We start from the raw sequence: 22,592 nt of genomic DNA on the forward strand, positions 1-22,592 counted from the left end.
CCATGTCGAACTTAGTGACCAATGCTGGACACACCCATGTCGATGGACATGGGCACGATGACCATCACCACGACTCGGGCGAGATGACCGTATTCGGTTTCTGGCTCTACCTGATGACCGACTGCATTCTGTTTGCGTCGATCTTCGCGGTGTACGCGGTACTGGTTAACAACGTAGCGGGTGGCCCGTCGGGCCACGACATCTTCGAGCTGCCCTACGTGCTGGGCGAAACCGCCTGCCTGTTGCTCAGCTCGATCACCTACGGCTTCGCCATGCTGGCGTTGTTCAAGGGCAACAAGAAAGCGGTGTTGGGCTGGTTGGCCATCACCTTCCTGTTCGGCCTGGGCTTCATCGGCATGGAGATCAACGAGTTCCACAAGCTGATCTCCGAAGGCTACGGCCCTAGCCGCAGCGGCTTCCTGTCCGGGTTCTTCACCCTGGTCGGCACCCACGGTCTGCACGTGACCAGCGGTCTGATCTGGATGGCGATCATGATGTATCAGGTCAACAAGCATGGCCTGACGTCGACCAACAAGACCCGCCTGAGCTGCCTCAGCCTGTTCTGGCACTTCCTGGACGTGGTGTGGATCTGCGTATTCACCGTTGTTTACCTGATGGGGACTCTGTAATGGCTAACGCTCACGCTCACGCCCACGATGGTCACGACGACAGCCACGGCAGCGTCAAGTCCTACGCCATCGGCTTCATCCTGTCGGTGATCCTGACGATCATTCCTTTCGGCCTGGTGATGTACCCGTCGCTGCCGAAGGTCTGGACGCTTTGGATCGTACTGGCCTTCGCAGTCATCCAGGTGCTCGTTCACCTGGTGTACTTCCTCCACCTGGACCGTTCCGCTGCCCAGCGTAACAACGTGATCGCGTTTATCTTCGCGGCGCTGGTCATCGTCCTGTTGGTTGGCTTGTCGCTGTGGATCATGTACAGCATCCACACCGTCATGATGGCGCACTGAGGAAAGTCCGGATGTCCTTAAAGCACTTTATCCAAATCACCAAGCCGGGGATCATTTTCGGTAACGTGCTTTCTGTGGCGGGCGGATTTTTCCTGGCCTCGAAAGGGCATGTCGATCTGGCCATTTTCCTGGCTGCGATGATTGGCACGTCCCTGGTCGTCGCCTCCGGTTGCGTGTTCAACAACTGCATCGACCGCGACATCGACCTGAAGATGGAACGCACCAAGAACCGGGTGCTGGTCCAGGGCTTGATCTCCCTGAAACTGGCCCTGATCTATGCGACCGTCCTCGGCGTCGCCGGCGTTGCCTTGTTGTACAAGGTGGCCAACCCGCTGGCCGCGCTGTTCGCGGTGATCGGTTTTGTCATCTACGTCGGCTTCTACAGCCTGTACCTCAAGCGCAAGTCGGTTCACGGCACGCTGGTGGGCAGTCTGTCGGGGGCGATGCCGCCGGTGATCGGTTACGTTGCGGTCACCAACAGCTTCGACATGGCCGCACTGACGTTGCTGGTGATGTTCAGCCTGTGGCAGATGCCGCATTCCTACGCCATCGCGATCTTCCGCTTCAACGATTACCTGGCCGCATCGATTCCGGTGTTGCCAGTGAAGCGCGGAATCGAAGTGGCCAAGAAGCACATCCTGCTCTACATCCTGGCGTTCCTCGTGGCGACCTTGATGCTGACCTTCAGCGGCTACGCCGGCATGAGCTACCTCGCCGTTGCCGCGGCCATGGGCATGTACTGGTTGTACATGGCCTGGACCGGTTACAAGGCAGTGGATGACACGGTCTGGGCACGCAAGCTGTTCGTGTTCTCGATCTTCACCATTACCGCGTTGAGCGTGATGATGTCCCTGGACTTCAAAGTGCCGACCGAGCTGCTGCTGACGTACGCGCCTTAAGCGTCGGATGCTGTAAAGAAAAGCCCCGCCTTCGAGAGAAGAGCGGGGTTTTTTGTTGGGTGTTTTCTAGTGGACCGGGTTGCCCCGTTCGCGAGCAGGCTCGCTCCCACAATGGCTCGGTATTGCCGCCAATTTCGAACACGACACCAAACCCCTGTAGGAGCTGCCGAAGGCTGCGATCTTTTGATCTTTAGCGATGTCAGCTCCACCCAAAACCAAGATCAAAAGATCGCAGCCTTCGGCAGCTCCTACAGAAGGGCGTTCGCTCGGGTGTCGAGAAGGCGCAGGAACCGCTCGCGTACCTGGGTGTGATCGCTATGCGCCACGTTAAACCGCAGGAAGTGGCTGGCATCCGGGGCTTTGCTGAGCAAGGTGCCGGGAGCGAGGACCAGGTTATTTTCCAGTCCCTTTCTGGCCAACGTTTCAGCGTGCAAGCCTTCGGGCAATCGAGTCCAGATAAACAGCCCTTCACCCGGTAGCGAAGACACCGAACACCCTGCCTCAACCAGCCAACTGGCCACCCGGCTGCTCGACTCATAAAGCCGATCCACCGTGCGCCGTGCGTGCTTGGTGTAACTCCCATCACTGAGCATGGTGCACGTAATATGCTCGGCCAGCTCCGAAGTCACCCCGCCACACGCCATTTTCAGGGCGACCAGCCGTGCCGCCAGTTGCGGTGACAGCACTGCGTAACTGACACGACTGTTGGCCGTCAGGGTCTTGGAGAAACCGGAGATGTAGCTGACGTTGTCCAGCCCGCTCGCGGCCAGTCTTGGCGTGCGGCGTTGCTGAATGTCGGCATACAAATCGTCTTCCAGAATATGGAAACCATACCGGTGACTCAGCTCCAGCAACCGATAAACCTGAGCCGGGGAAAACGAGTGCCCGGTCGGGTTGTGCAGCGTGCTGTTGGTCATGTACAGCACGGGCTTATGGGCGATCAACAGTTGCTCGAAGGCATCGAGGTCCATGCCGTCACAATCCCGGGCGATGGTGATGACCTTGGCTCCGTGCAACGCCAGGTTGGCGTGCATGTTGAAGTAGCACGGATCGTCGAGCAGCACCGTGTCGCCGGGTTTGATCAGCAGGCGCATCAGCAGGTCGATGGCCTGCATGGTGTTGGCGGTGGTGATGATCTGATCCACCGGGACTTCGATGCCGAAGGTCGAGAGCTTGACCCGCAATGCCTGGCGCAGCGGCAGGTAACCGCCGGCAACTCCGTACTCGCCCATGCGCAGGCTCGTGGCGCGCAGGGTGCCGCGCACGGCTTTGAGCAGTTCATCGGCAGGCAGCCACGAGGTCGGCAGGAATCCGCAGCCGGGACGCAGCGCGCCGTTGTCCAGCAGCAACGCGCGGCGGACCACGCTGAGGGTGTCTTGAGGTTGCAAGTCCGGGCCGATGCCGGTCTGAAGCGTAGTGCTGGTGCGGTGCACGTAATGCCCCGAACCTTGGCGTGAGACCACCAATCCCTTGGCCCGCAAGCGGTCCAGCGCATCGACCACCGTGGACTTGCCCACGTTCATCAGGTCGGAGAGTTCGCGAATCGGCGGCAGCTTGGCCCCGTGGGGCAGGCCGCCCTGGCTGATCGCCAGCGATAACTGATCGACGATCTGCTGGACCAGCGGTACGCCGGGCTGAAATTCAATAGCGGCGATGACTGCGCGTTGAACCTGCATTTTACTGGTCTCTCCGGCAGTAAAGTTCGTTTGATTCTATACGAACTTGCTCTGATGAAAACAAACGTCTCTCTCTACCATCGCCTTAAAGACTTTCCTGATTGTCGGCGCCTGTGGCCCTGCAATTACACGGTTCAGAGGTGTTGCATGAGTGTTCAAACAACGGTCGCCATCGCCAAGCCGGTGATCAACATCCGCCTGTTCACGATCCGGATCATCACCGCCGTGTCGCTGTTCGCCGTGCTGGGCAAGGCCAACGTCTGGCTCGACACCGCCACCAACAGCATCCTCGCCCTCGGTTACCGGGCGTTGTTGTTGCTCCTGCCCCTGACTTTGTTGGTGCTGGGTCGGCGTTCCCTGAGCGTCACGCTGCTGTGCGCTGCTCTCGGACTGGTGCTGCTCGCGGTCACCAGCAACCAGGGCATGGTGATGTTCGCCGCCGCCTTGTTTGCCTACGGCATCGCGATTGCCGGCTATCTGATCAAGAGCGAAGCGGCGCAGACCAAAGAAGGCGCGGCCTATAACCGGGTGGCCATGAACATGGGCAGCCTGGTGGCGGGCCTGATCCTGCTGTCACCGCTGCTGACGCCAACAATGTTTTTCCTCGGCGCCGCGAGTTTCGTCCTGTTGTGCCTGCCCATCGCCATGGGCGCGACGTTCACCACGCAGCCAGTCATTTCCAGTCCTGTCGCCAAGGACGGCAGCGGCTGGCGCAACAAACTGCCGTGGGTGATCGCCGGCATCATCATGGGCATCAAGCTCTTTGGCGTGTTCTCTATCCTGCCGCAAGCCATCCTCCTCGAAACCGGCGAATTACCGGCCTGGTACGGCTTGATGCTGATCCTCAACAGCGCCGTGGTGGTGTTCGCGCAGGTGCCGGTGATGAAACTGATCGAGCGCACCGGACGCTTCAAGGTGATTGCGGTGATCGGGATCATCATCGGCGGCTTCGCGGTGCTCTCGTCACCGGCCGCTTTCCACGTCGAGACCCTCGCTGGCGCGCTGATCTGGGTGTCCCTGCTGTCCATCGCCGAATGCGCGTTCAGCTACCTCGATTACTTCTCCGTCAAACAAAACAACATGTTCGTCAAGGAAGTCTCGCTGGGCGTGGGGGCCGGGCTGACGGTGCTGATCATGCGGGTCGTGCCGATGCCCTACAACGCGTTGGTGCTGGCCGTCATTGGCGCCGGAGGAATCCTCGCCTGGTACTGGCTCAACCGCCAATCCAACGCGTCCCTGCACGATTGAGTCATCGAATTTGCGTTTTTTTGCTCCACAGGTCGGAGGCTTCATGAATACGACGTCATGCGTAGTAGTGGTCGGGTACAACGGCAATCGGGTCCACGATATCCAGAAGCTGCGCGACCTCTGCAAGTCACTCTATAACGCCCGGCTGATCCTGCTGGTCGAGCAGATTCGGCCCGGCGACGATCAGGTGGCCGACCACGTGTGCACCACGTCATTGGCCGAAGAAGAGGTGGCGGCCTCCCTTGAGCTGGTCGCGAGTTGCCTGAATGGCGACCGCTGGAAGCTGATCGGTGTTCTGCCTTTTTCCGACCGCGGCGTACTGCTCGGTGCCGCACTCGCCAGCCATTACGGCTTGCCAGGCATCACGCCGGGCGAGGCGCGGGCGGGCTTGGACAAGCAGATTTTTCGCAAGCTGGAAGCGACTGCCAGCTATTCCCCGGAGGATTACCGTCCGGTGTTTTCCGCACGCGTCGAGAGCCTGTCCGAATTGCGTCAGCGGGTCGTCGAGCTCGGCGGCAAAGCGTTCATCAAGCCGGCCTGTGAAGGCGCGAGCCGAGGCTGCCGGGTCATCCATCATCCGTCCGAATGCGATGAAGCCTGGCAGGCGCTGAAGCCGTATCGCGAGGGCGGCATCGTCCTTGAAGAACTGATCCAGAACGCGCGGGAATACAGCTGGGATTACGTGGCGGGCAGTACGTGGGTCACCGAAAAAACCACCACTGAAGGCGCTTACCGCGCGGAAATCCAGCAAGTGGTCCCCGCGCCTTTGGCTGCAGATGTCCAGGCTCGCCTGGCGGCGGCCGGCCGACACATGTCCGGGTTGGTCTCGCTGGATAACGGTGCTTATCACAACGAAGTATTCCTGCGTGGCGACGGCCTGACCTCGGCGGTGGAAACCAATATGCGCCCCGGTGGCATGCACATCTGGGACCTGGCCCGCCTGGCGTTCGTCGATTTCGATCCGTGGGAGCGCTGGGTCAGATGGGCAGTGGAAGGCAAGACCGAACATCTGGACCCGGTCGCCCGGGGCTATTGCGGTATTCGCCTGCTCAGGGCGCCGGCGGGTGGTCTGTTGCGCGCAGCACCGGACATCGAGGCGCTGGCCCGGGCACTGAATATCGAATGGGTGGAAGCGGTGTACACCAAACGCGTCGGTGATTCGGTCACGGCCCTGGTGAAAGACAACACCTCGTTCATTGGCCACATCGTGCTGTTCTGCGAGGACTACGGGCAACTCAGTGACAACCTGCTGCGTTTGGCCGAGGCGATCGAGTCTCAGGTCGAGGTGACCTGCCTGGCAGCGCCGGCTAGAGCGGTGGGCTGAATCGCTGAAATCAATGTTTTTTGCATTATTGATGGAGAGGATTAGGTAAATGATTGAGCAAATGAGCTGCGATGAACGCTTCATAACCCTGGCAAAGGAACTCGACTACGACATCTATGGGGAAAACACGGCAGGCGGGCATTACGCCCCCCTGATTCGGCATCATGATGAGCTGTACGTCAGCGGGCTGGTGCCGCGCATGAACGGCAAGATTCAGTACCCTGGCCGAGTCGGGCAGGACCTCAACCTGGCCGATGCGCAGGCAGCCGCCAGTATCAGCGCGATGCGCGGGCTTGCACTGATCGTCGATGCCATCGGTTCACTGGATAAAATCAAGTCCTTGATCCGTGTCACGGTGTATGTGCGATCAACGGCGGACTTTGTCGATCTCAGTGACGTGGCCAATGGCGCTTCGGACGTATTCAGTCATGTGCTGGGCGATGCCGGCAAACATACACGAACAACGGTCGGTGTTTATCAACTTCCCAAAAACGCCGCGGTAGAAGTGGATATGATCGTGGCCTTGCGTCCTTCTGCGCTATAACTAACAACCGCTCGGCTTTACAGCGCTGGATCGTTAATCTAAGGTTCAGCGCCAAGGCATTAGAATAAGACGGGGCGTGCGGATGAACAGTGTTCAAGGTGCATTTTTTTCATATAAGGACTTTCGTCAGAGTTTGCACCATCAACCGGTCAGCCCACGTGTGTGGAAAGGCACTGAACTAGCGCAGGTGCGTAAAAACTTCGAAGGGAGTGATATCGATATCGTCGCACTGGCTCACGACAAGAGTGTCGAGGGCTGCGAAGTGACACCTGGAATGGCTATCGCCATGCAATGGTTGAATCCGGGCGTTGTGCTGAACGGACATGCCCATTCATGGTGGCACCTGTTCGTGATTCAGTCGGGCAGCGGCACATTGACCCTGGGCGATGCCGATGCAGTGCCCGTTAGCATCGGCGACGTGCTGCTGGTGCCAGCCTGGACCCGACACGGGTTCGTCAACGTCAGCGCCGTCGAGCCGCTGGCGATGCTGAACATGAGCAACATGCCGCAAATGGCACTGCTCTCGAACTTCGCCGACAGTCACGGGTTGATTACCCGCCCCGCGTAATTCCGCCTGTTTCGCACGAGGGAGTCAGCGTTTGTTGGCAAATGCCGATCAGTTGCCGTAATGCGATCTGTAGCAGCTGGCGAAGCCTGCGTTCGGCGGCGAAGCCGTCGTGAAATCAACCGACGCGGTGCATCAGAAACACCTCGTGCACAGGTTTCACGACGACTTCGCCGCCGAACGCAGGCTTCGCCAGCTGCTACAAGAAGCGTGTTTCGCCTGAGATTTCTTAACTGACAGGCATTAGTCCGCTGGCTCCCCTTCATTTCTGTCGAGTCCCTCCAGCCTGCTTGTCGGTTCACTTGCCGGTGCTTTCTGTATTCATTGAAACAGGCAATTTCTGTATCTATCCAGCCCCTGGTCAACTAACTACGATCACTTCCAATGCCAATTAACCAGCGCAGTTAATGAAGTGGAGTGGTCTATGGAAAGCACGAAATTCAAACTCTATGTCGGTGCTGATTTTGTCAGTGCGTTTGCAATGTCGGCATTTGTGGCGTTGAAGGAAAAGCAACTTTCATTCGATATCGTTACCGTTGATTTAAAAGCTCGTGAGAACTATCTAAGGCCGTATCGCGATTTATCGTTGACGTGCAAAGTCCCAACATTAGTTTGCGGTGGTTTTGCATTGTCGGAATCTTCGGCCATTGCTGAATATCTGGATGAACTCACGCCCGGTCAAAAAAGATTATTACCGCTGGACATTCAACAGCGCGCCCGCGCTCGTCAACTCCAGGCCTGGTTGCGTAGCGATTTGTTGGTTATCCGCAAAGAGCGACCGGCGGACCTTATCTACTTCGGCAAAAAAAATACGCCCCTGTCCGACGAGGCTCTGGCAGCCGTTGACAGGTTGTTTTATGTCGCCGATCGCTTGCTGGAGGGCGGCGCGGAGCATCTGTTCGGCGACTGGAGCATTGCCGACACCGACTTGGCAATCATGCTCAACCGACTGGTTGCCAATGGCGATCAAGTCCCGGCGCGGCTCGCCGCCTACGTGCGCCGACAGTGGGATCGCGACAGCGTTCGGGCATGGATGGACATAGAGCGCGCAGCGCCGGCCATTCAGTGAAAACCGCCAGGACATCATCAGGAGCACTGCCATGCAGGGAATGTCGGAGCAGGAAAGATACAAACCCTATAACTCACGCACCATTCGCGACACGCCGTACTGGCAGAAATTGACGCCAGCGTTGCAAGAAGCCATGACCGTCGTCTCTAGGGTCATGCCGTTTCGCACCAATGAATACGTCCTCGGGACGCTGATTGACTGGAACAACATTCCGCACGATCCGATTTTTCGCATGACCTTTCCGCACAAGGACATGTTGTTGCCGGACGAGTATGCCTCGCTCAAGCAATTGATCGGGCAGGACGATGCCGTCGCCATCAAGCGTCGGATCGAGGCGATCTGGCTGCGCATGAACCCGCATCCGGCCGGGCAGCTGACGCACAACAGCGTCAGCCTCGAAGGAAAAGTCCTGCCGGGCATTCAGCACAAGTACCGCGAGACCGTGCTGTTTTTCCCTGGTGCCGGTCAGACGTGTCACGCCTACTGCACGTTCTGTTTCCGCTGGGCGCAGTTCATCGGCGAGGAAGAACTCAAGTTCAATGCGCGTGAGTCCCAGGAGCTGGTGAGTTACTTGCGGGCCCATCCCGAAGTGACCGATGTGCTGATTACCGGTGGCGACCCGATGATCATGAACACCCGCTCGCTGGCCGGGTACATCGAACCGCTGCTGGAACTGCCCCACCTGAACAGCATCCGCATCGGCACCAAGTCCGTGGCGTATTGGCCACAACGGTTTGTCAGCGACAAGGACGCGCCGGAACTGCTCGACCTGTTCAAGCGGATCGTCGCGGCCGGGAAAAACCTCGCGATCATGGGCCACTACAACCACCCGGTGGAAATCCGCCAGGACATTGCTCGCCAGGCCATCGAGCGCATTCGTTCCACCGGAGCGACCTTGCGCATGCAGGCTCCGGTGATTCGGCACATCAACGAAAACCCGGCGGACTGGGCAGCGCTCTGGACCGAAGGCGTCCGGCTTGGCGCGGTGCCTTATTACATGTTCGTCGAGCGCGATACCGGCCCCAGCCATTACTTCGCGATGCCGCTGGCTCGCGCATTCGAGATCTTTCAAGCGGCTTACCGAACGGTGTCCGGGCTGGCGCGCACGGTTCGCGGACCGTCCATGAGCACCTTCTACGGCAAGGTGTTGATCAACGGTATCGAGACCGTCGCCGGGGAAAAAGTCTTTGTGCTGCAGTTTCTCCAGGCCCGCAATCCGCAATGGGTGTTGCGCACGTTCTATGCGCGATTCGACCCGCAAGCGACCTGGTTCGATGAGTTGCGGCCGGCGTTTGGTGAGCGCTGGTTCTTCTTTCAGAACGATCCGGTGACGGCGCCTGAATTGATATCGGTCCTGCTGCAAACGGCGTAGGACGATTCACAGGAGATAGGAAAATGAGCGGTATCCCGTTTGATCAACGAGAAGGCTTTATCTGGCTCGACGGTGAGTTCGTCGAGTGGGCCCAGGCGCGGCTGCATGTGCTGACCCATGGCCTGCATTACGCGGGCACGGTGTATGAAGGGGAACGTGTGTACAACGGCAATATTTTCAAACTGCGCGAACACAGCGAGCGGCTGTCTCGCTCGGCAGCGTTGATGGGTTTCGCCATCCCCTATGCGCTGGCCGAACTGGAAGCCGCCAGCCATGAACTGCTGCGCCGCAATAACGTGGTTGACGGCTACCTGCGGCCGGTCGCGTGGCGCGGCAGTGAAATGATTTCCACCTCGGCCCGTTTCAACAGCGTCCATGTGGCGATCGCCTGCTGGCAATGGCCGAGCTATTTCGACCCGGCGGCGCGCATGGCCGGCATCCGCTTGAAGACCGCCGAGTGGCGGCGTCCGCCACCGAGCAGCAGCCCGTTCGAAGCCAAGGCGTCCGGGCATTACCAGATCGCCACACTGAGCAAGCACGACGCTGAAAACAGCGGTTATCACGACGCACTGATGCTCGACTGGCGTGGTCATGTCGCCGAAGCCACCAGCGCCAATGTGTTCTTCGTCAAGGACCGGACGCTGCACACGCCACTGCCCGATTGCTTTCTCAATGGCATCACCCGCCAGACCGTCATCGAGCTGGCCAAGACGCTGGATTACCAGGTGGTCGAGCGAACCATTCTTCCTACGGAACTGGGCGACTTCGACGAGTGTTTTCTGACGGGCACCGCGGCCGAAATCACTCCTGTGCAGAGCATCGATGAACAGCGCTATCGACCGGGCACCGCCTGCCGCGAGTTCATTGCCGCTTACACCTCAACCGTCAACGCCTGATAAACAGCCAGGAACTTCACCATGCCAGATCAAGGGATTGTTGCGTCTAAACCTTACGCAGCGCTGGGCCATCGCCATGAAGAATTATCGGCGCAAGGCTGGACGGTGCTGACCCCGGACGAATTTGCCGACGATGTCGTAGGAACTCTGCATGAATTCGGTCCGATCATTCCGCAGTTCAACGGGCAGATGGCCTTCGCCATCACTCGCAAGCCAGGGTACGAAGACTTGCCGTATTCCCAGAGCATGAACGGCATCGGCCCACACACCGAGGCGCCGGTCTACGGGCCGCCGCCACGTTATCTGGCGCTGCATTGTCATCAACAGGCGACGTGCGGTGGCGGGCATACCGGGTTGGTCGACGGGATCGGGTTTCTGGCGTTCCTCGAGCGCACCGAACCCGAGTTGCGGGAATGGATCGACGACACCCCCGTGGAATTCGTCGCGACCGCCAAACCCGGTGAAGCCGCGCAGCGTCGGGTCAAGGAATACATCCTGACGCCGACAGAGGACGGTGACATTTTCCGCTTCAGCTACAACCAGTTTCACTACGGTGATGTGAATCCATCCAAGGAAGATCTGCGGCAATCGCAGGTCGCCAACAGCTCGTCACCACTGGCCAGGTTTGCCGTCCTCGGTGAGGAATACTTCGTGCGACACAACACGCCGGTGCTGATTCCCGACGGCTGCCTGCTGATTTGGGACAACTGGCGGATGATCCACGCCCGCAGTCGATACACTGACCCGGCGCGAAACCTGACCCGCTACTGGCTGGCTTGATTTATCCGTCGCCCATTATTCAATCTGCTTACCCCTTGGGGGTAGGCGTCTTACAGGTATCGCGTCATGCAAACAGCAATCGAGATTGCCAAGGTCGATCATCAACTGGTCGTGCGCCTCAATCAGGCCTGGACCAAGAGGGCCACGGTGTGTGCGCCGGACAGGGCGTCGGTCGACGAAGCGTTCGATCCGGCGCGCCCCGACTATCCGGAGTGCATGGTGCCCTTCTTCCATCACCCGAAGTTCCAGGCCTTGAGCGATGAGCTCAAAAGCACCGTGGTGACCTGGGGTTGGATCGGCTACAACCTGCGCACAGTCACGGCCGAAGAGCACGTGGTGAACCCGGCGCTGAGCGTCATCGCCAATCAGTACCTGGGCAAAAACGACTGGCATTTTCGCGAAGCGATGCAGCAGACATTGATCGACGAGCACTACCACACGCTCATGCACCTTCGCGCCGTCGAGCGCACCAAAGAGGAACGCGCACTCGATCAGGATCTGGAGCTGCCGCCGTCGGTGACCTATCTGCGGCTTGTCGCGCTGCGCGAAGCATTGCCCGAGCAATGGCAGCGCGACCTGGCGGCGATCACCTTTGCGGTGGTGGCCGAAATCAGCGTCAACGCCTATCTGGATTTGCTGGCCGACGACCAGAGCATCCAACCGCAAAACCGTCGCGTCGCCGAACTGCATAACCGTGACGAATACGCCCACAGCAAGATTCTCGCTGAAGTGGCGAAAGTCATGTACGCCAACATGCAGCCGCCTCAAAAGGCATTTTTCGCACAGACATTGTCAGTCGCGCTGAGTGCCTTTGTTGCCCAGGACTACTCGATGTGGGAGGCCATTCTCACGCAACTTGGGGTCGAGGAGGCTGCGCTGATCATTGCCGACACCCGCGAGAGCAACAAGAACGCCACGATCATGCGTGACTACAGCGGGCTGCTGCGCCTGGCCGAGGACCTGGGGATTACCGACCAGATCGATTTCGACTTTCGACCGACCCTCAAAACAGCGGCTGTGGCTTGAATCAGGAGGTGAAAATGTCCGTTCCTGTGTACGAAGTGTTCGCCATCCGTGTCGGCGCCAATGCCCAGCGCACCGCGCGCGAGAACTTTCTTTACGACGCCTGCTGTGGTGATCCCAATGCGTCAATGCCGCTGGACTACTACTTCTGGGTCATCCGCAACCCGCAGCTTGTAGTGGTGGTCGACACCTGTTTTCAACCGGCGACGGCGGATCGACGCGATCGTCAGATGTATCGCCTGCCGGAAGAATCCCTACGCCAACTCGACATCGATCCGGCGCAGGTCGAGCACCTGATCCTCACCCATTTGCACTGGGACCATGCCGGCAACCTGGGGTTGTTTCCGAAGGCAACGGTGCATGTGCAAGAAGCGGAATTGCGCTTCTGCACCGGGCCGAAAATGGCCCATCGCACGGTGAACAAGACCTACGAGGTCGATGACGTGATGTCGGCATTGCCGCCGCTGTTCGAGGGGCGGATGCGCTTGCACACAGGCACCGTCGAAGTGCTTCCCGGCGTGACCTTGCACCCTGTGGGCGGGCATACGCCGGGCAGCCAGGTGGTGCGCGTCGCGACTGAGCGTGGGTGGGTTGTCCTGGCCTCGGATGCTGCGCATTTGTGGGCGAATATTCGGCAGCGCAGTCCGTTCCCGATTCTCGATGACTTGGCGCAGACGCTGGAAGCGTTCGACGAAATCGATCGCCTGGCCGATAGCGAAGACCATGTCATACCCGGACACGACCCGCTGATCGCCGAACGTTTCCCCCACTGGAATGACGACCCGCACATCATCTGCCTCCACGAAAATCCCGCATAAAACCCTGTAGGAGCTGCCGCAGGCTGCGATCTTTTGATCTTGAAAAATCAACGTCAAAAGATCGCAGCCTGCGGCAGCTCCTACAGGGATTGAGTTTATCCGTGGTTTTTGAGGAGCTGGCCGAGGGTTGCCAGTGCATCATCTATCTTCGGTGTATACGGCGCTCCGCAGCCGATGCGCACAAAGTGATGGAAACGCTTGCCGTTGGAAAAGATATTCCCAGGCGAAATCTGGATGCCGACCTTCAATGCCTCATGGAAGAACGCCATGGACGAATGCTGCGGCGGCAATTCCACCCACAACAATGTGCCGCCCTGAGGGTTGGTCACGCAGGTGTCAGCGGGAAAGTAACGAGTGATTGCTGCGCTCATGTGTCGGCGTTGTTGAGTCAGCGTTTTCCGCAAACGGCGTAGGTAACGTTCGTAGGACGGTGTCTTCATGAACGCACTGACCGCCAGTTGCGACAACGCTTCGCAACCACGGGATTGCGTGTGCTTGAGCATTTCCACGCGGTCGTGCCATTTCCCGGCGCTGATCCAGCCCAGGCGCATGCCGGGTGCCAGGGTTTTGTTCAGTGAGGCGCAATAAATCACGTTGTCGGTGCGGTCCCAGTGTTTGAGGGTGGACAACGGCTGTTCGGAATCGACCAGATCGCCGTAGGTATCGTCTTCAATCAGCACAGTGTCGTGCTCGGCACACAGTTGCACCAGCCGCGCCTTATGGGCGTCGGGCATGATGCTGCCCAGCGGATTCTGCAGATTGGGAATGACGATCAAGGCACGAATTCGCTCGGGTCTTTGCAATACCTGTTCAAGGGCGAACAGATTGATTCCCGCGTCGGCCGTCGCCGGAACTTCCAGCACCCGCAGGTTCAAGCTTTCGAGCGTTTGCAACAGCCCGTAAAAGGTCGGTGACTCCACGGCCACGGTGTCGCCGGGTTGGGTGACCGCGCGCAAGGCGAGGTTAATCGCTTCGGTCGCGCCGTTGGTAATCACAATTCGTTCGGCTGCCAGGTTGGTCTTGGCCGTCAGCGCTCGTCGGGCAAGGATGCTGCGCAAGGCAAGGTTGCCGCAGGTCGAGCCCGGTGCACCGAGCAAATGTGGATCCAGGCGCAGTGCCTTGCTCATGTGGTCCTGCAAAATCTTCAGCGGATAGAGTTCCGGCGCGCAGTAGGCGCTGGCGAAGTTGACCTTGATCGTCGCGCGCTGGCTGGCCTTGAGTACCGACGAAACTTGCTCATGAATGCCGACGTAGACGCCGGTGTCCAGTGGCGGGGGAGAGGGGGGGGTGATGGGTTTGGGCAGTGTGTCGGGCTGGCGTATGTAGTTGCCGGAGCGCGGGCGTGCTTCAAGCACGCCATAGTCTTCGAGCTCCCGGCATACCTGCACCGCCGTCGACAGGCTGACGGCGTGTTTTTCCATCATCAGGCGTATGGAGGGGAAGCGTTCACCGGTTTTCAGGGTGCCGCTGCGGATCGCGTTCAGGTAGTGGTTGGCTAACTGACGGTAGAGGGGCGTCGTGTGCATGGTGACCTCAGCAATTGCACCACTGAGGTCTTGGGCTGGAAAGTGAGTTGACGATCCCTGCAGACGGACCCGTGGTGCTCAAGGGTTAAGGGATGTGTTGGTTCTGGTGTCGATACTGGAAGAGTAATCGCGCTTTTGCTGGAGTCGCGGGCAATAAAAAGCCGCGCTCAGGGGGAGGTGCTGTTTACTTCAGAGATTTTTTGAGTGGGGGCTGTAATTGTTGACGCGGGGGGGGGGGCTTATCTTGCACTGCGGGGGAGTTTGTTGGGATTGGATTGGATTGGATTGGATTGGGGGCATATCCGTTTTTTTGGTAGCGGCTGCTGGCGGTTTCGCTCTTACAGCGAGTCACTTGGAAGAGCCCCAAGTAACCAAGGGCTCTTGCCCCTGGCGTACGGCCCTTCGCTAAGGCTCAGGGTTCCCTCGCTCCGGTCCTGCTCCGTGGGCCCGCCGCGATCGGCCATCCATGGCCGTGCGCGGCTAACCCGGCATCCATGCCGGGTTGCCCACTGCGCAGAACCTGCGCTCGGCCTGCCGATGGGGCAAGAAGATCAAAAGCCAAAGCAAGATCAAAAGATCGCAGCCTCCGGCAGCTCCTACAGGGCGTACGCGCTTGATCGCTGTAAGGCCATATTACTGCGCCGCAATGCTATAGCCATCAAACGCCGTTTGCTGCTGAAGCGCGGTGATGATGTTTTTGCGATTAACGGCTTGTTCGGCCCCAGCATTGTCAAGGAACGTCTCGCCGTCCAGCTCAGCTTCTTCGCCTTCACCAACAAAGGTAAAGCCCAGGAACTCCAGCGCTTCACGGTCCACGCTCAGACGCGAGCGCGGGGTGCGCAGCGGCAAAGTGACGCTGATCCCGTCTTTGCTGATGGTGAACACTTCGACGTCTTTCTTGGCGCGCGCAGCCTTGCTCTTGCCACTGCTCGGGTTGCTGATGGCCTGATGCGTCTGGTTCAGCACCTTCAGCGCCAGACCGTAGACCAATTCCTGAAAGGCCGGGTCGTCCTTGAAACTGGAGAGGATGCGGCTGATCGGGAATTTGCTGCTCAAGTCTTCGAGGGCCGCAATGTCGGAAGCCTCGGCGTCCTTGAGTTGCTTCAGTTCGCCCATCAGTTCGTAGGCTTTATCGTCGTCGAAGCCGTCGTGAGCCTGGCGAATCGCGGCGCGCAGCTCGCGGATCTGGTCGCTTTCCCGGGTGGATTGGAAAGCGTCCAGCACCATCTCGCTGATGGTCTTGGCCTGGGGCACGTGCTGTGAAAGATTGATGGAGTTTTCGTATTCCGCTTTGGACGACAAGGTGACTACGGATTCAGCGGTATTGGAATCGGACATTGAAATTTCACTACTTCTTTTAGCTTGAATTAGGGCGAAAAAGCGCTGGGCCTTTTCAGGCCGCCTAATCTATTGGACCGAGGCGGCGTTGTCACGGCTGTCAGACAAAAGACCTGCCTGTGTGTAGGAGCTGCCGCAGGCTGCGATCTTTTGATCTTGATTGTTTAAGATCAAAAGATCGCAGCCTGCGGCAGCTCCTACAGGGGGGCGGTCTTCAGGGTGCGGAACTCGCGGTAAAACCTGATCGAACGCCCGCAGAACAGTCCACTGGCAAAGCCCGACGCGCAGGCCTTGAGCAACACCATCGGCAGCGTCGCCGAGTACTCCGGATTAACCTCGGCCTGATAGCCAAAGTGATAGTTGACCGCGAAAAACAGCAGATAGAGCGCCAGCGTCAAAATCGTGCCCGGTACGATCAGCCCGGTTCCTGCTTCATCCAACTGAACACCCTTGCGCGAAAAAATCATCAGTGCAACGGAACTGCCGGCGATTATGGCCGCCAGCCAGCAACTAATTGATAGGGTTGGATCGAGCGTCAGGTTCAGTGAGGAAAACGACCAACCCAGCAGAATCGGTGGTGTGATCAGCAGCGAGGTTTTGCTTTCACGCGTAGGGGACAGGGCCTTGATGCCGAAGTAGCACAACAGCACAAATATGGCGTAAACCCACAACGGGGTATTTTGCAGGGTGTTGAGCATCGCGCAGCGTCCGTGCCGAAAAGAGTGCGGGGATCATAGCCGTACCGCGTGGAAAGCAGTCGACTATTTCCCCGGAAAATTCACGGATGCAGCAGTTTCTGCGCGCGTTTATCCGCCAGGTGTTGAAGCACCAAGCGGCCAATCAGTACCAGCAACGTCAACGAGATCAGCAGCACCGAAATGGCCGCGACACTCGGGTCGACGTTATCGCGCAAACCACTCCAGATCCGCTTTGGCAAGGTATCGACGTTGACGCTGGTGATGAACAGCGTCACCGCAACTTCTTCCCACGACAGCGCAAAGGCCAGCAGCGCAGTGGAGGCGATACCCAGTTTCAGGTTTGGCAGGATCACCCTGAACGTGGTCTGCATCAGACTTGCGCCGAAGTTACGCGAGGCCAGTTCAATACGCCGATCAATCTGGCTGAGCGCAACCAGCATGGTCACCACGCCATACGGCACCACCCTGATCACATGGGCAATCACCACGCCGGTCAGGGTGTCGTAGCCCATCCCCGGTGCGTAGCGCCCGAGTTTGGTTTCCATGAAGTACAAATCCGGCCGGGGCTTTGGGCTCATTATTGTTAAAAATATCGCTACATCAATGGAATTATTTTTGCAGGTATTGGTTAGTTTTATTACTCAATTCCAGGCGGACCTGTAGGAGCGAGCTTGCTCGCGATAGTCGCTAACGATGCCGCGTGGAACTGAGACCCAACGGCGCGCTTGGGTTTTTCGCGAGCAAGCTCGCTCCTACAGCGTATTTCGGGTCAGCCTTTCAGAGGGTGTCCTGCCAGGTCTGGTGGGATGATTGGAGTTGGGTCTTGACCCAGTTGCTGAAGGCCTGGACCACCGCGCGGTCGGCTTTTTGCGGGTCGGTAGCCAAGTAATAACCGCGATGCAGGTCAATCGTGATGTCGAATGGGCGGACCAACAGGCCCTTGGACAACGCATCGCCGCTGATCAGGTTGTCGCCGATGGCGATGCCCTGGCCGGCAATGCACGCCGACTGTGCGCAGTGCGCATCGGAGAACAGGATCCCGCTGGTCGCATTGACCCCCGAAGCGCCGGCGGCGGTCAGCCAGACGCGCCAGTCCGAATAGTCGGTCATATGCAGCAACGGGTAGCCGCTGAGCTCCTGCGGATTTTTCAGGCCGCCCAGTGCGTTGATCAGGCGCGGGCTGCACACCGGGAAAAAGCGCAATGCAACGATCTCTTCAACGACCATTTCCGGCCAGTCGCCAATCCCGTAGGCAATAAACAAATCGGCGCCGGGGTTGTTGATGTCGTCCGGAGTGCGGGGTGAAATCAGCTGCAGTTGCACTTGCGGGTATTGACGCAAGAACGCGCCGATGTGATGGCACAACCAATACGTGGCAAAGCCCGGCGCGCAACTGACGCACAGTCGCCCGGAGATCTCCTGGTCGTCGACCAACTGACCGGCGTCCAGCAAGTTCAACAGAATCCCGTGCACTTCACGCGCATAGCGTTCGCCTTGATACGTCAAACCGATGCCCCGGCCAATCCGCTCGGTAAGGGCGAAGCCGACGCATTCCTCAAGCTTGCTGATCTGGTGGCTGATCGCGCTGCGGGTCAGGTTCAGTTCACGGGCGGCGACCGACACGCTGCCAAGGCGGGCGACTGCGTCCAGAGCGCGAAGGGCTGTCATCGAAGGAAAACGCATAAGTCATTCCGTTGTCGGTGGATGTCGCACATATGGTGATGGAAATTGAACAGTCAGGCCAAAAAAAATCGATTGTTGTATTGGTTGGTTCAACAATACTGGCTCAACTCGTCATCCATCAAAGAGGTGCTGCATGACCCGTTGTGCCCAGGCGCTCGTTCAATTGCTGGAAGGCTTTGGCGTGGAAACCGTCTTCGGCATTCCCGGCGTGCACACCGTCGAGCTCTATCGCGGCCTGGACGGCAGTCGCCTGAGGCTGGCGCCGGGGTAATCCTGCTGCTCTGGAACAACTCAAGCTACGCCGAAATCCGCGACTACATGAACGCCCGAGCAGTGCCATTACTGGGGGTCGACATCCTTACGCCGGATTTCGCCGCCCTGGCTCAAAGCTGTCATGTGCCCCACCACCGGGTGGGCAATCTGCACAACTTGCGCGAGCTGCTGGGCCGGTTCGCCAGCATTGAAACACCGGTAATGCTCGAACTGGACGCCGCGGCGTTTCTTGCGGAGTAAGCACCCGCGCTGCGTGTGACAACTATAAAAATTTCCAGGTCCCCAAAGCGCCAGGCGCTGGTGGACCTTCCTATCGCACTGAACTCAAAAGGTGGCTTACATGGCTGAGTCCGACAACTTTACCTCGACCCATTCCACGCAAGGGACATACGCCGATCTGATCCTCGGTAACGGCCGCATCTATACCCAGGATCCATCGAACCCGTGGGCCGAGGCCGTGGCGATCCGCGACGGCAAGTTGATAGGTGTCGCCAGCCTTGGCGAGCTTCAGGCGTTCAAGGGTCCGAACACCGTATTGCATGGCCTGCAAGGCGCGTTCTGCATGCCGGGCCTGCACGACATGCACACCCACCCCGACCTGGCGTTGGCGCCACGCTACAGCGATGACCTGGATGTCGGCATCGAAGATCCGACGCCTGAGCAACTGCGCGAAAGTATCCTCGCCTATGCCGATTCCCACCCGGGTGACGGTTGGATTTATGGGCAATATTGGGTGCGTTACACCTTCCGCGAGGCCGGGTTGACGCCGGGTCGCGCCTGGCTCGATAGCGTCATGCCGGACCGCCCGGTGGCACTGCTCGACCGGATGTGGGGCACAATGATGGTCAACTCCAAGGCCTTGGAACTGGCCGGCATCGATCGCCACACCGCCGACCCGCGCAACGGCTACCTGGAGCGCGACGAACTGACCGGCGAACCCACCGGCCTGATGATCGACGGCGCCTACGCGATGATCCACGCCGCCATGCCACCAACGCCCGTCAGCGTGCTGCGTCGTGCCTACCGCGATGGTGTGCATTTCCAGAGCTCTCGTGGCGTGACCGCCAGCAAATACGTACACGTCTGCGAACAACGCTTGCAGGCGCTGAAAGAACTCGACGACAGCGGAAAGCTGACCGTTCGGATCGAGGCCGCCATCAGTTGGCAGGACGATATTTTCCCGGTGCGGCGTCGTTGGGAATTGCTCAGCGGTGAGCGTCACTACTACCGCAGCGCGCGCCTGAGTGCGAACGCAGTGAAGTTCCACTTCGACGGCACGGTCGAACCGAAATCCTCCTACTTGCTGACGCCGTGGCCGCAAGAATCGAGTTGGCGTGGCAAGCTCAACCTGACCCCAGAGCACATCACCGACATGGTGGTGGACATGGACAGCAAGGGCATCCGGGTGATCGCCCACTGCACCGGCGATGGTGCGTCCGACGTGTTCCTCGATGCCGTGGCCGAGGCTCGTCGCCGCAACGGTTTCAGTGGCGTGCGCCACCAGTGCGCCCACAGCACGTTGCTGCACCCGGGCAACCTGCCGCGCTTCAAGGAACTGAACGTCATCGCCGAATTCTCGCCAGCCGCCTGGTACCCGACGCCGTTCGCCAGCGGTGCGCGCTCAGGTTACGGCCAGGAGCGACTCAAACGCATCTATGATTTCAAGGGTGTGCTCGAAGCCGGTGGCACCGCGGTCATGGGCACCGACTGGCCGGTGGCGTCCATCGACCCGTGGCTGGCGCTGGAAACCATGGTCACCCGCCAGAATCCGTGGAACGACGATCCGGCCTGTTTCGGCGACCCGATCAGCCTTGAGCAGGCGCTGAACGTGGTCACCCGCAACGGTTCCGTGGCCATGGGCCTTGAACACAGCACCGGCAGCCTGGAAGTCGGCAAGTCGGCAGACTTGATCGTGATCGACCGCGACCTGTTCGCCGAGCCGGCGCGCAACTACATCCACCGCACCAACGTGCTGCTGACCTTTGTTGAAGGGCAGTTGGTCTACGACCGTCACTCGACACTGGCGTCGGCAGGTTTGAAAGCGGTTTGGCAGGGCGAACCACCGGAGCTGGAGGGCAAGGCGAAATGAACACACCACGGATCGCAGTCACCGTTGTTTCGGGGTTTCTCGGTGCCGGTAAAACCACCTTGCTCAACCGGATGGTGCGCCGTGCGGAAGGCAGTCGGATGGCGGTCATCGTCAACGATTTCGGCGAGCTGAACATCGATGCGGCCATCGTTTCCGAAGTCACGGACGCGGTGGTCAGCCTGCAAAACGGCTGCATTTGCTGCACGGTGCAAGAGGACCTGTTGGCGCAACTGACCGGCATGGCGCAAATGCAGCCAAGGCTTGAACGCATCGTCATTGAATGCAGTGGCGTCTCCGACCCGCAGCGTATCGTGCAAACCCTGGCCTACCCGCAACTGCGCAGCCAGATGCACCTGGACATGGTGATCACCGTGGTCGACGCCACTCGGCATTTGCAACTCGAGGGCGAGTACGCCCGACTGGCCAGGGCGCAGGTGGCCGCGGCCGATTTGCTGTTGTTGAACAAATCCGATCTGGTCGATGACCAACAGATGCAGACGCTGCGCGATGCATTGGGCGCCAGGACCCGGGTGCATGTCAGTGTGCAGTCGGAGCTACCAGATGCCCTTTGGCTGGATTCGGACCTAGACCTTGAACCGCGTGCGCTGAAGCCGCTGACACCGGTGTCGACCGACAATCACAGTGAAATGTTCAGCAGTTGGTTGTGGCAGAGCACGACTGCGCTTAACGTCGAACGTTTGCGTGGCTGGTTGCAGGCGCTACCCGGCGACGTGTTCCGGGTCAAGGGGTTGGTGGTGCTGGCGCAGGGCGGCAAGGCTCACTGGTTGCAACATGTCGGTACCCGCAGCCAGTTTCTGCCCGCCACGGATGAGGCGCTGGCTAACGCTTCACGGTTGGTGTTTATTGCTCGTCGTGGCTTCGACGGCTGGGATGCGTTGGGGCAGGGGTTGGAGGTATGCAAAGTGAAAGAGGACGAGCCTGTATGAATCAGACAGAACAACATTTACGTGAAGAGTTGGCCGCCTGTTACCGATTGATCGCGCACTTTCGCATGAGCGATCTGATCTTCACCCACATCTCGGTGCGGCTGCCGGGGCCGGAGCATCATTTCCTGATCAACCCTTATGGGTTGATGTTCGATGAAATCACCGCGTCCAACCTGGTGAAGATTGGTCTTGATGGCCATGCCGTGGAGCCGTCGGCGTATCCGGTCAACCCGGCGGGTTTTGTGATTCACAGTGCCATTCACGGCGCCCGTGAAGATGCGCAGTGCGTGTTGCACACCCACACCAAATCCGGTTGTGCCGTGGCCGCGTTGAAGTGCGGATTGTTGCCGGTGAACCAGATCTCGATGGAGTTCTATGGCCGGGTGGCTTACCACGACTACGAAGGCGTGGCGCTGGACATGAGCGAGCAACAGCGCCTGGTGCAGGACATTGGCGACAAGCCGGTGTTGATGCTGCGCAACCACGGATTGCTGACCGTTGGTGAGACCGTGAGCCAGGCCTTTTTGCGCATGTATTACCTGGAAAAGGCCTGTGAAATTCAGTTGGCCGCGCAAGCTGCCGGTGAACTGGTTTTACCGCCGGCTGATGTGTGCGAATACACCGAACGTCAGTTCAACGATCCCGGCCGGCCGCTGGATGAAGGCGAGTTGAACGACCCGGATGCGATGCAGCTGGCCTGGGCTGCGTTGTTGCGATTGCTTGATCGGGTTGCTCCGGGTTATCGCGACTGAGCTGTGCTCCTCTATTGAATGTGCTTGCCTCTTCGCGAGCAAGCCCGCTCCTACATTTGATCTGTGTCGTACACAAATAGTGTGTTCGCTGGAGATCTAATG

Annotated in this window: 22 protein-coding genes and 2 pseudogenes; 18 read left to right on the forward strand and 6 right to left on the reverse strand. The window is 59.1% G+C overall.

The genetic code is table 11. The features are described 5' to 3' along the window. Positions 1–2: 2 nt before the first annotated feature. Genes ACA052_RS04730 through cyoE form a run of 3 tightly spaced genes read left to right on the forward strand, consistent with a single transcriptional unit; the run spans position 3 to position 1,869 of the window. Positions 3–629 (forward strand): cytochrome o ubiquinol oxidase subunit III, encoded by a 627-nt coding sequence (locus tag ACA052_RS04730; RefSeq protein ID WP_497648618.1) that lies wholly within the window; start codon positions 3–5, stop codon positions 627–629. Further along, positions 629–970, forward strand: coding sequence for a cytochrome o ubiquinol oxidase subunit IV (gene cyoD / locus ACA052_RS04735; RefSeq protein WP_497648619.1), 342 nt, complete (start codon positions 629–631; stop codon positions 968–970). Before ACA052_RS04730 ends, cyoD begins: the two co-directional genes overlap by 1 nt. 11 nt (positions 971–981) lie before the next feature. After that, on the forward strand, positions 982–1,869 hold the full coding sequence (gene cyoE, locus ACA052_RS04740; RefSeq protein WP_497648620.1) for a heme o synthase: 888 nt from the start codon (positions 982–984) through the stop codon (positions 1,867–1,869). 248 nt (positions 1,870–2,117) lie between these two features. Here the strand turns inward: cyoE and ACA052_RS04745 are convergent, their stop codons facing one another. After that, the gene (locus tag ACA052_RS04745) at positions 2,118–3,545 is read right to left on the reverse strand and encodes an aminotransferase-like domain-containing protein (RefSeq protein ID WP_497648621.1); all 1,428 of its coding nucleotides are present in this window, start codon (positions 3,543–3,545) and stop codon (positions 2,118–2,120) included. A 147-nt stretch (positions 3,546–3,692) separates the two neighbouring features. Between ACA052_RS04745 and ACA052_RS04750 the strand changes: the two genes are divergently transcribed. From ACA052_RS04750 to ACA052_RS04795, 10 genes are all read left to right on the forward strand, one after another. Beyond that, the gene (locus ACA052_RS04750; protein ID WP_497648622.1) at positions 3,693–4,793 is read left to right on the forward strand and encodes an MFS transporter; all 1,101 of its coding nucleotides are present in this window, start codon (positions 3,693–3,695) and stop codon (positions 4,791–4,793) included. Positions 4,794–4,836: 43 nt separating this feature from the next. Beyond that, the gene (locus tag ACA052_RS04755) at positions 4,837–6,117 is read left to right on the forward strand and encodes an ATP-grasp domain-containing protein (RefSeq protein ID WP_497648623.1); all 1,281 of its coding nucleotides are present in this window, start codon (positions 4,837–4,839) and stop codon (positions 6,115–6,117) included. A 49-nt stretch (positions 6,118–6,166) separates the two neighbouring features. Continuing rightward, a complete protein-coding gene (locus tag ACA052_RS04760; protein ID WP_497648624.1) occupies positions 6,167–6,661 on the forward strand; it encodes a RidA family protein in 495 nt (164 codons plus the stop codon). Positions 6,662–6,743: 82 nt separating this feature from the next. Beyond that, on the forward strand, positions 6,744–7,229 hold the full coding sequence (locus ACA052_RS04765) for a cupin domain-containing protein (protein WP_497648625.1): 486 nt from the start codon (positions 6,744–6,746) through the stop codon (positions 7,227–7,229). Between the two features lie 421 nt (positions 7,230–7,650). Next, positions 7,651–8,295, forward strand: coding sequence for a glutathione transferase (gene yfcF / locus ACA052_RS04770; RefSeq protein ID WP_497648626.1), 645 nt, complete (start codon positions 7,651–7,653; stop codon positions 8,293–8,295). Between the two features lie 31 nt (positions 8,296–8,326). Then, positions 8,327–9,667, forward strand: coding sequence for a KamA family radical SAM protein (locus ACA052_RS04775; protein WP_497648627.1), 1,341 nt, complete (start codon positions 8,327–8,329; stop codon positions 9,665–9,667). 23 nt (positions 9,668–9,690) lie between these two features. Continuing rightward, positions 9,691–10,563, forward strand: coding sequence for a branched-chain amino acid aminotransferase (locus tag ACA052_RS04780; protein WP_497648628.1), 873 nt, complete (start codon positions 9,691–9,693; stop codon positions 10,561–10,563). 21 nt (positions 10,564–10,584) lie between these two features. Beyond that, complete coding sequence (locus tag ACA052_RS04785) at positions 10,585–11,343, forward strand: TauD/TfdA family dioxygenase (RefSeq protein WP_497648629.1); 759 nt, start codon at positions 10,585–10,587, stop codon at positions 11,341–11,343. 66 nt (positions 11,344–11,409) lie between these two features. Then, positions 11,410–12,369: a diiron oxygenase gene (locus ACA052_RS04790; RefSeq protein ID WP_497648630.1), complete on the forward strand. Its 960-nt coding sequence runs from the start codon at positions 11,410–11,412 to the stop codon at positions 12,367–12,369. A gap of 14 nt (positions 12,370–12,383) precedes the next feature. Further along, complete coding sequence (locus tag ACA052_RS04795) at positions 12,384–13,184, forward strand: N-acyl homoserine lactonase family protein (protein ID WP_497648631.1); 801 nt, start codon at positions 12,384–12,386, stop codon at positions 13,182–13,184. 95 nt (positions 13,185–13,279) lie between these two features. Here the strand turns inward: ACA052_RS04795 and ACA052_RS04800 are convergent, their stop codons facing one another. The 5 genes and pseudogenes from ACA052_RS04800 to ACA052_RS04820 form a co-directional block, all read right to left on the reverse strand. Further along, a complete protein-coding gene (locus ACA052_RS04800) occupies positions 13,280–14,710 on the reverse strand; it encodes an aminotransferase-like domain-containing protein (protein ID WP_497648632.1) in 1,431 nt (476 codons plus the stop codon). A 633-nt stretch (positions 14,711–15,343) separates the two neighbouring features. Continuing rightward, a complete protein-coding gene (locus ACA052_RS04805) occupies positions 15,344–16,048 on the reverse strand; it encodes a hypothetical protein (protein WP_497648633.1) in 705 nt (234 codons plus the stop codon). A 197-nt stretch (positions 16,049–16,245) separates the two neighbouring features. After that, entirely contained in the window at positions 16,246–16,746 is a 501-nt protein-coding gene (locus ACA052_RS04810) for a hypothetical protein (RefSeq protein ID WP_497648634.1), read from the reverse strand. 80 nt (positions 16,747–16,826) lie between these two features. Next, positions 16,827–17,300: pseudogene (locus ACA052_RS04815) on the reverse strand (ABC transporter permease); the annotation flags it as partial. A gap of 223 nt (positions 17,301–17,523) precedes the next feature. Next, the gene (locus ACA052_RS04820) at positions 17,524–18,429 is read right to left on the reverse strand and encodes a LysR substrate-binding domain-containing protein (protein WP_497648635.1); all 906 of its coding nucleotides are present in this window, start codon (positions 18,427–18,429) and stop codon (positions 17,524–17,526) included. A gap of 133 nt (positions 18,430–18,562) precedes the next feature. Here ACA052_RS04820 and ACA052_RS04825 point away from each other — a divergent pair. The 5 genes and pseudogenes from ACA052_RS04825 to ACA052_RS04845 form a co-directional block, all read left to right on the forward strand. Beyond that, positions 18,563–18,685 (forward strand): annotated as a pseudogene (locus ACA052_RS04825) (thiamine pyrophosphate-binding protein); the annotation flags it as partial. 62 nt (positions 18,686–18,747) lie between these two features. Beyond that, positions 18,748–18,942 (forward strand): hypothetical protein, encoded by a 195-nt coding sequence (locus tag ACA052_RS04830; RefSeq protein WP_497648636.1) that lies wholly within the window; start codon positions 18,748–18,750, stop codon positions 18,940–18,942. A 100-nt stretch (positions 18,943–19,042) separates the two neighbouring features. Then, positions 19,043–20,791, forward strand: coding sequence for an amidohydrolase (locus tag ACA052_RS04835; RefSeq protein WP_497648637.1), 1,749 nt, complete (start codon positions 19,043–19,045; stop codon positions 20,789–20,791). Continuing rightward, positions 20,788–21,738 carry a CobW family GTP-binding protein gene (locus ACA052_RS04840; protein ID WP_497648638.1) on the forward strand — a complete coding sequence of 317 codons (951 nt, stop codon included), beginning with the start codon at positions 20,788–20,790 and terminating at the stop codon, positions 21,736–21,738. The genes ACA052_RS04835 and ACA052_RS04840 overlap by 4 nt, the downstream gene beginning before the upstream one ends. Then, the gene (locus tag ACA052_RS04845) at positions 21,735–22,490 is read left to right on the forward strand and encodes a class II aldolase/adducin family protein (RefSeq protein WP_497648639.1); all 756 of its coding nucleotides are present in this window, start codon (positions 21,735–21,737) and stop codon (positions 22,488–22,490) included. The genes ACA052_RS04840 and ACA052_RS04845 overlap by 4 nt, the downstream gene beginning before the upstream one ends. The last annotated feature ends 102 nt before the right edge of the window (positions 22,491–22,592 follow it).

The sequence above is a fragment of the Pseudomonas sp. LBUM1644 genome, assembly GCF_059716195.1.

Excerpts from the sequence above, each read along its gene's own strand:
- ACA052_RS04795 (WP_497648631.1), top strand. The coding sequence starts at position 12,384 with ATGTCCGTTCCTGTGTACGAAGTGTTCGCCATCCGTGTCGGCGCCAAT.
- ACA052_RS04810 (WP_497648634.1), bottom strand. The coding sequence starts at position 16,746 with ATGCTCAACACCCTGCAAAATACCCCGTTGTGGGTTTACGCCATATTT.
- ACA052_RS04750 (WP_497648622.1), top strand. The coding sequence starts at position 3,693 with ATGAGTGTTCAAACAACGGTCGCCATCGCCAAGCCGGTGATCAACATC.
- ACA052_RS04790 (WP_497648630.1), top strand. The coding sequence starts at position 11,410 with ATGCAAACAGCAATCGAGATTGCCAAGGTCGATCATCAACTGGTCGTG.
- ACA052_RS04830 (WP_497648636.1), top strand. The coding sequence starts at position 18,748 with ATGAACGCCCGAGCAGTGCCATTACTGGGGGTCGACATCCTTACGCCG.
- ACA052_RS04775 (WP_497648627.1), top strand. The coding sequence starts at position 8,327 with ATGCAGGGAATGTCGGAGCAGGAAAGATACAAACCCTATAACTCACGC.
- ACA052_RS04755 (WP_497648623.1), top strand. The coding sequence starts at position 4,837 with ATGAATACGACGTCATGCGTAGTAGTGGTCGGGTACAACGGCAATCGG.
- ACA052_RS04745 (WP_497648621.1), bottom strand. The coding sequence starts at position 3,545 with ATGCAGGTTCAACGCGCAGTCATCGCCGCTATTGAATTTCAGCCCGGC.
- ACA052_RS04840 (WP_497648638.1), top strand. The coding sequence starts at position 20,788 with ATGAACACACCACGGATCGCAGTCACCGTTGTTTCGGGGTTTCTCGGT.
- yfcF (WP_497648626.1), top strand. The coding sequence starts at position 7,651 with ATGGAAAGCACGAAATTCAAACTCTATGTCGGTGCTGATTTTGTCAGT.
- ACA052_RS04800 (WP_497648632.1), bottom strand. The coding sequence starts at position 14,710 with ATGCACACGACGCCCCTCTACCGTCAGTTAGCCAACCACTACCTGAAC.
- ACA052_RS04805 (WP_497648633.1), bottom strand. The coding sequence starts at position 16,048 with ATGTCCGATTCCAATACCGCTGAATCCGTAGTCACCTTGTCGTCCAAA.
- ACA052_RS04835 (WP_497648637.1), top strand. The coding sequence starts at position 19,043 with ATGGCTGAGTCCGACAACTTTACCTCGACCCATTCCACGCAAGGGACA.
- cyoE (WP_497648620.1), top strand. The coding sequence starts at position 982 with ATGTCCTTAAAGCACTTTATCCAAATCACCAAGCCGGGGATCATTTTC.
- ACA052_RS04760 (WP_497648624.1), top strand. The coding sequence starts at position 6,167 with ATGATTGAGCAAATGAGCTGCGATGAACGCTTCATAACCCTGGCAAAG.
- ACA052_RS04820 (WP_497648635.1), bottom strand. The coding sequence starts at position 18,429 with ATGCGTTTTCCTTCGATGACAGCCCTTCGCGCTCTGGACGCAGTCGCC.
- ACA052_RS04845 (WP_497648639.1), top strand. The coding sequence starts at position 21,735 with ATGAATCAGACAGAACAACATTTACGTGAAGAGTTGGCCGCCTGTTAC.
- ACA052_RS04765 (WP_497648625.1), top strand. The coding sequence starts at position 6,744 with ATGAACAGTGTTCAAGGTGCATTTTTTTCATATAAGGACTTTCGTCAG.
- ACA052_RS04730 (WP_497648618.1), top strand. The coding sequence starts at position 3 with ATGTCGAACTTAGTGACCAATGCTGGACACACCCATGTCGATGGACAT.
- cyoD (WP_497648619.1), top strand. The coding sequence starts at position 629 with ATGGCTAACGCTCACGCTCACGCCCACGATGGTCACGACGACAGCCAC.
- ACA052_RS04780 (WP_497648628.1), top strand. The coding sequence starts at position 9,691 with ATGAGCGGTATCCCGTTTGATCAACGAGAAGGCTTTATCTGGCTCGAC.
- ACA052_RS04785 (WP_497648629.1), top strand. The coding sequence starts at position 10,585 with ATGCCAGATCAAGGGATTGTTGCGTCTAAACCTTACGCAGCGCTGGGC.